The following is a 5,820-nucleotide window of genomic DNA, read 5'->3' on the forward strand; positions in this document are numbered from 1 at the left end:
CTCGGGGACCATCGAGAACCGGTCCTCCAGCACCAGCTCCGCGATGTCGGACGCCTCGCCAGGCTGTGGCCTCCCTGCTGGCATGTCGGGCTCGACCGTGCTGGGCTGGCCGGTCATGACGACCTTCCAGACGAGCTCTCACGGGACGCGGACGACGACATCGACGCGCTGCCAAGGACAACGACGAGTGGCAGCCAAAATGGCAGCCAAGCGAACCGACGACGGTGGACGGCTATGGACCCGCTGAGCGTGACATGGAACCCGACACCCCCTGGTTGAGCGCACTGCCGGTTTCTCGTAACGCGTAGGTCTCGGGTTCGAATCCCGAAGGCGGCTCCCGCATCGTCGCAGGTCAGAGGGCATTTCTTCCTGATCCACCAGTCAGTTCAGATGACAGTGGCAGCCAATGTGGCAGCCAAGAAGCTCGCGGAGAGGGGGTAGTTGGGTGTCCAGGGCCGTCCACAGCAGTCCGCAGCAGTCGTCTGGTTCGGCTTCGCGGCCAACGCCACGCACAACGTGGACGTAGGTCATATGGGGCCACGCGCGCGTCAGGGGTCGACCAGTCGACCGGCTCGCGGCAGCTCAGACTGCTGTTGCTGCAGCACGGGCCGTCCTCGGCTCGCTGTCGTGTCGACAAGGATGTGCTGTACCGAGGCGACCGAGACGGCCTCCGGCTACTCTGGCTCGGCAAGCCTGCCGGAACGTGCAGTGGGGACCCGCGGGCAGCTAGTGCAGGTGTGCTGTCCGGAGGATGCGAGCACGCCAGCCAAGGCCTCGAGCCAGTGGGCAGCCCCAGGGTCCGTGGCCAAGACCGGCCCGGGCGTTGAACGCCGGGTTGCCGGGCATGGCCAGCCTGCACGCCAACTCCGCCCGGGAAGCGCCGGTAAAGATGTGCACGTTGCCGCTGCTGGCCGGCGAGAAGGTCTCCACGCTGAGTGCATTTCCGACCCTGACGCAGGCGGCCCGGTGTGCGCACCGGCTTGTTCCACCTGCGGAGCGATCATGCGCGACTGGGGATTCCCCTGCGGGACAGACGCGTCGGTCCCGGCGACCGGCACCAGGTGCTCGAAGTCGAAGTCGTTTCCTTGAGCGGTTCGCCGTAGGGCGCGGACCGAGATCGCGGACGCCGGTGGCTGGTCGCCCCTGCATTTCGCGAGAGGCAGTGGGCCGGGAGTCGTAGCGTGGGGATGTGAGTGACTTGCAGTGCCCGGCGCGTGTGTTCCTGGCGCGGCATGGGGAGGTGGACTATGAGTCCGACCTCGTGACCGAAGATGGAGGCAGTCGACAAGAAGGCCTGACGCACCTTCCGACCTGGCCCTACCCTTTTCTAGCCTGACGGGCCCTTGCAGGATGTGAACGGCGGCTTCGCCTGTGTTGCAAGTTTCGCGCGAATCGCACTCATCGTGCCGAACTCGGGACGACCTGCGCCGGCTGGACTGTGGCACAGTGCAGGGGACAGGGAGCGTAAGGATCGATCATTCCAGGTGGTTTGCCGTGGGCAAGGTACGTGTTTCTGATGGTGACGCAAAGGGCAGATCCCCCGGGTTGATGCTTGTCCTGGCCACTGTTGGGTTCGCGATCAACTTCTGGGCGTGGGCGCTGCTGAGCCCGCTCGGCCCGGTGTTTCGTGACAACGACACCCTGGGCGCTCTCAGCGAGTGGCAGGTCTCGCTGATCGTGGCCGTTCCTGTGGTCGTGGGCTCGCTGGGCCGGATCCCCGTCGGAGCTCTGACGGACAGGTTCGGGGGGCGGGAGATGTTCGTGATCGTTTCGCTCGCGACCATCGTGCCGGTCTTATTCATCGGCTTCTACGGACAGACCAGCTACGCGGCGCTGCTGGTCGGGGGGTTCTTCCTCGGTATCTCGGGAACGTCGTTCGCGGTCGGTGTCCCGTTCGTCAACGCCTGGTTCCCGCCGGAACGGCGAGGCCTTGCCGTGGGCATTTTCGGAGCCGGCATGGGCGGTACCGCGATCAGCGCGCTCACGACGGTCAAGCTCTACACCAACGTCGGCGACAAGGCCCCGTTTCTGTTCGCGGCCACTGCCTTGGCGATCTTCGCGGTCGTGGCGTGGATGCTGCTCGGGGACGCACCAGGTCGGCAGGCCCCGACCTCGTCGCTGTCCACCCGGATGAAGGCAAATGCACGCCTACCGATCACCTGGCAGGCCAGCATTCTGTACGCGGTCGCTTTCGGCGGGTACGTCGCGTTCTCAGTGTACCTGCCCGCCTACCTCAAGGCCGCCTACGACCTCACCCCTGCCGATGCGGCGAACCGGATGGCCGGCTTTGTGGTGCTCGCCGTGATCATGCGACCGGTGGGGGGCTGGCTTGCCGACCGACTCGGTCCGGTCCCGGTCCTGGCCGGCGGATACGTCGTCGTCGTGGTCGGTGCCGCGATCGCGTCCACGACACCTGTCCTCGAGCCCCTGGGTGCCATCGCCTTCCTGGCCATGGCGATGGCCCTGGGTTCCGGGACCGGCGCCACCTTCGCACTGATCGCCCAGGTGACCGACCCGTCCCGGGTCGGTGGCGTGACGGGCCTGGTCGGTGCCGCAGGCGGGCTGGGCGGGTTCGTCCCGCCGCTGATCATGGGCTACGTCTACGGCCGCACCGACTCCTACGCGATCGGGTTGTGGCTGCTGTCGGCGACGGCTGCCTTGACCCTGCTGCTGACCCTGACCGTCGTGCGGGGGACTGCGCGTCGGCACGACCAGGAGATGGCCATCGCATGACGACCGCCCGGGACCGTCCCGACAGCACGGGTAGCTCGCGACCTTCTAGTCAGCCGGGTCTGGATGGGCCGCTGAGCGAGGCCCTGGTGCGCACCCGTCGCTACTTCACCAAGGGCACGGTGTCCGACGACCTCCGGACCCTGACGAAGCGGGGTGGCCGTCAGGCCGACGACTTCTACCGGGACCGGTGGAGCCACGACAAGGTGGTCCGCTCCACCCACGGGGTGAACTGCACCGGGTCCTGCTCGTGGAAGGTCTACGTCAAGGACGGGATCATCACCTGGGAGACCCAGCAGACCGACTATCCCTCGGTCGGCCCGGACTCCCCGGAGTACGAGCCCCGCGGCTGTCCGCGCGGTGCGGCGTTCTCCTGGTACACCTACTCGCCGACCCGGGTCCGCTACCCCTATGTCCGGGGGGTCCTCCTCCAGATGTTCCGCGAGGCCAAGTCCCAGCACGACGGTGACCCGGTGCGCGCGTGGGAGCACATCGTCGAGAACCCGCAGCGGGCGAAGGCCTACAAGTCCGCCCGCGGCCAGGGCGGTCTGGTGCGCGCCACCTGGGAGGAGGCCGGCGAGATCGTCGCGGCCGCGCATGTGCACACGATCAGGAAGTACGGTCCGGACCGGGTCGCTGGATTCTCGCCCATCCCGGCGATGTCGATGGTCTCGCACGCGTCGGGTGCTCGGTTCGTGAACCTGATCGGTGGCTCGATGCTGAGCTTCTACGACTGGTACGCAGACCTGCCCGTCGCCTCTCCGCAGGTCTTCGGCGACCAGACCGACGTGCCGGAGTCGGGCGACTGGTGGAATGCCGGATACCTGATCATGTGGGGTTCCAACCTTCCGGTCACCCGCACCCCCGATGCGCACTGGATGACCGAGGCGCGCTACCGCGGTCAGAAGGTCATCGCGGTTGCCCCCGACTACGCCGACAACGTGAAGTTCGCCGACGAGTGGCTGCCGGCCAGACCGGGCACCGACGCAGCTCTGGCGATGGCGATGGGGCACGTCGTGCTCAAGGAGTTCTTCGTCGACCGGCAGACGCCGTACTTCACCGAGTACGTCAAGACTTACACCGACCTGTCGTACCTGGTGAAGCTCGACGACGCGGGGGATGGAGCATTCACCGCGGGCAAGTTCCTGACCGCCTCCGACTTGGCTTCGACCGATGCGGCAGAGGAGAACGCTGCCTTCAAGACCGTTCTCATCGACGCGGGCACCGGTGAGCCGGTCGTCCCGAACGGTTCGCTCGGTCACCGGTACGGCGAGGCCGGTGTTGGCCGATGGAACCTCGAGCTCGGCGACGTCGACCCTCAGCTCTCGCTGTTCGACGGCGCGGAGGAGACCGCGCTGGTGCGGATGCCGCGCTTCGACACCCCAGACGGTGCGGCCGCTGACCTGCCGCGTGGTGTCCCGGTCCGCCGTGTCGAGGGACACCTTGTTACGACGGTCTTCGACCTGTTGCTCGCGCAGTACGGCGTCGGTCGTGACGGGCTGCCGGGGGAGTGGGCCAGGGGTTACGACGACTCGGAGTCGCCGTACACACCCGCCTGGCAGGAGGCGATCACCGGTGTCCCGGCCTCGACCGCAGCGCGGGTTGGGCGGGAGTTCGCCGCGAACGCGGAGGAGTCACGGGGCCGTTCGATGATCGTGATGGGGGCCGGCACCAACCATTGGTTCCACTCCGACACGATCTACCGCGCGTTCCTCACCCTGACCAACCTGACCGGTTGCCAGGGAGTCAACGGCGGCGGCTGGGCGCACTACGTCGGGCAGGAGAAGGTCCGCCCGCTCACGGGCTACACGCAGATCGCCACCGCTCTCGACTGGAACCGTCCGCCGCGCAACATGATCCAGACCGCCTACTGGTACCTGCACACCAACCAGTTCCGCTACCACCATTTTGGCGCCGACACCCTGTCCGCCACCACCGGCACCGGCCAGCTGGCCGGTAAGTCCACGGCCGACGTGATCGCCCAGAGCGCCCGGATGGGCTGGATGCCGTCGTACCCCACGTTCGACCGCAGCCCGCTCGACCGCAGCGACGATGCGGCCGCGGCCGGCAAGCAGGTAGGGGAGTACGTCGTCGAGCAGCTCAAGTCCGGTGAGCTCGACTTCGCCGGTGAGGATCCTGACGCGCCGGGCAACTACCCGCGGATCCTGTCGATCTGGCGAGCCAACCTTCTCGGCTCGTCCGGCAAGGGCAACGAGTACTTCCTCAGACATCTGCTTGGGACCGACTCGTCGGTGCGGGCGACGGAGACGCCAGAGGGTCAGCGCCCGGTCGACGTGAAATGGCGCGATGAGGCACCCGAGGGCAAGCTCGACCTGCTGATGACGATCGACTTCCGGCAGACGAGCACGACGATCTTCTCCGACGTCGTCCTCCCGGCGGCGACCTGGTACGAGAAGCACGACCTCAACACCACCGACATGCACCCGTTCGTGCACTCCTTCAACCCCGCCATCGCACCGCCGTGGCAGACCCGCACCGACTGGGACGCCTGGCAGACGATCGCCGAGAAGTTCAGTGAGCTGGCCGCCACCCACCTCGGCGTGCGCAAGGACGTCGTCGCGGTGCCGCTCACCCACGACACCCCCGACGCAATGGCCAACCCGCACGGTGTCGTCCGGGACTGGAAGAAGGGCGAGTGCGAGCCTATCCCTGGGGTCACCATGCCGAAGCTGGTCGAGGTCGAGCGTGATTACGGCGCGGTGGCCGAGAAGATGAACGCGCTGGGGCCGCTGGTCGACACGCTGGGTGCGACCACCAAGGGCGTCACCTTCGAGCTGGGCAAGCAGGTCGACTACCTCAGGCACAAGAACGGTCCCGTCCGCGGCGGCGTGGCCGACGGCCGGCCCTCACTGAAGCGCGACGTCAGCGTCTGTGAGGCGATCCTCGCCCTGTCCGGCACGACCAACGGCCACCTGGCCACCCAGGGCTTCAAGACGCTCGAGAAGCGCACAGGGGTGCGGCTGGCCGACCTCGCGGAAGCGCACCAGGGAAAGCAGATCACCTTCGCCGACACCCAGGGCCCACCCGTGCCGGTGATCACCTCACCGGAGTGGTCGGGCTCGGAGACCG

General features: G+C 67.4%; 2 protein-coding genes and 1 pseudogene. All 3 read left to right on the forward strand.

Annotated features, from left to right (window positions below):
* Positions 1-820: 820 nt before the first annotated feature.
* A pseudogene (locus ACR2FV_RS13875) lies at positions 821-952 on the forward strand (CpaF family protein); the annotation flags it as partial.
* Between the two features lie 596 nt (positions 953-1,548).
* Entirely contained in the window at positions 1,549-2,733 is a 1,185-nt protein-coding gene (locus tag ACR2FV_RS13880; protein ID WP_434016288.1) for an MFS transporter, read from the forward strand.
* A partial coding sequence (locus tag ACR2FV_RS13885) for a nitrate reductase subunit alpha (RefSeq protein WP_434016289.1) occupies positions 2,730-5,820 on the forward strand: 3,091 nt, incomplete at its 3' end. The genes ACR2FV_RS13880 and ACR2FV_RS13885, both read left to right, overlap by 4 nt.

It is taken from the genome of Ornithinimicrobium sp., assembly GCF_051004135.1.
In the GTDB taxonomy this organism is placed as follows: domain Bacteria; phylum Actinomycetota; class Actinomycetes; order Actinomycetales; family Dermatophilaceae; genus Ornithinicoccus.

Excerpts from the sequence above, each read along its gene's own strand:
- ACR2FV_RS13880 (WP_434016288.1), top strand. The coding sequence starts at position 1,549 with ATGCTTGTCCTGGCCACTGTTGGGTTCGCGATCAACTTCTGGGCGTGG.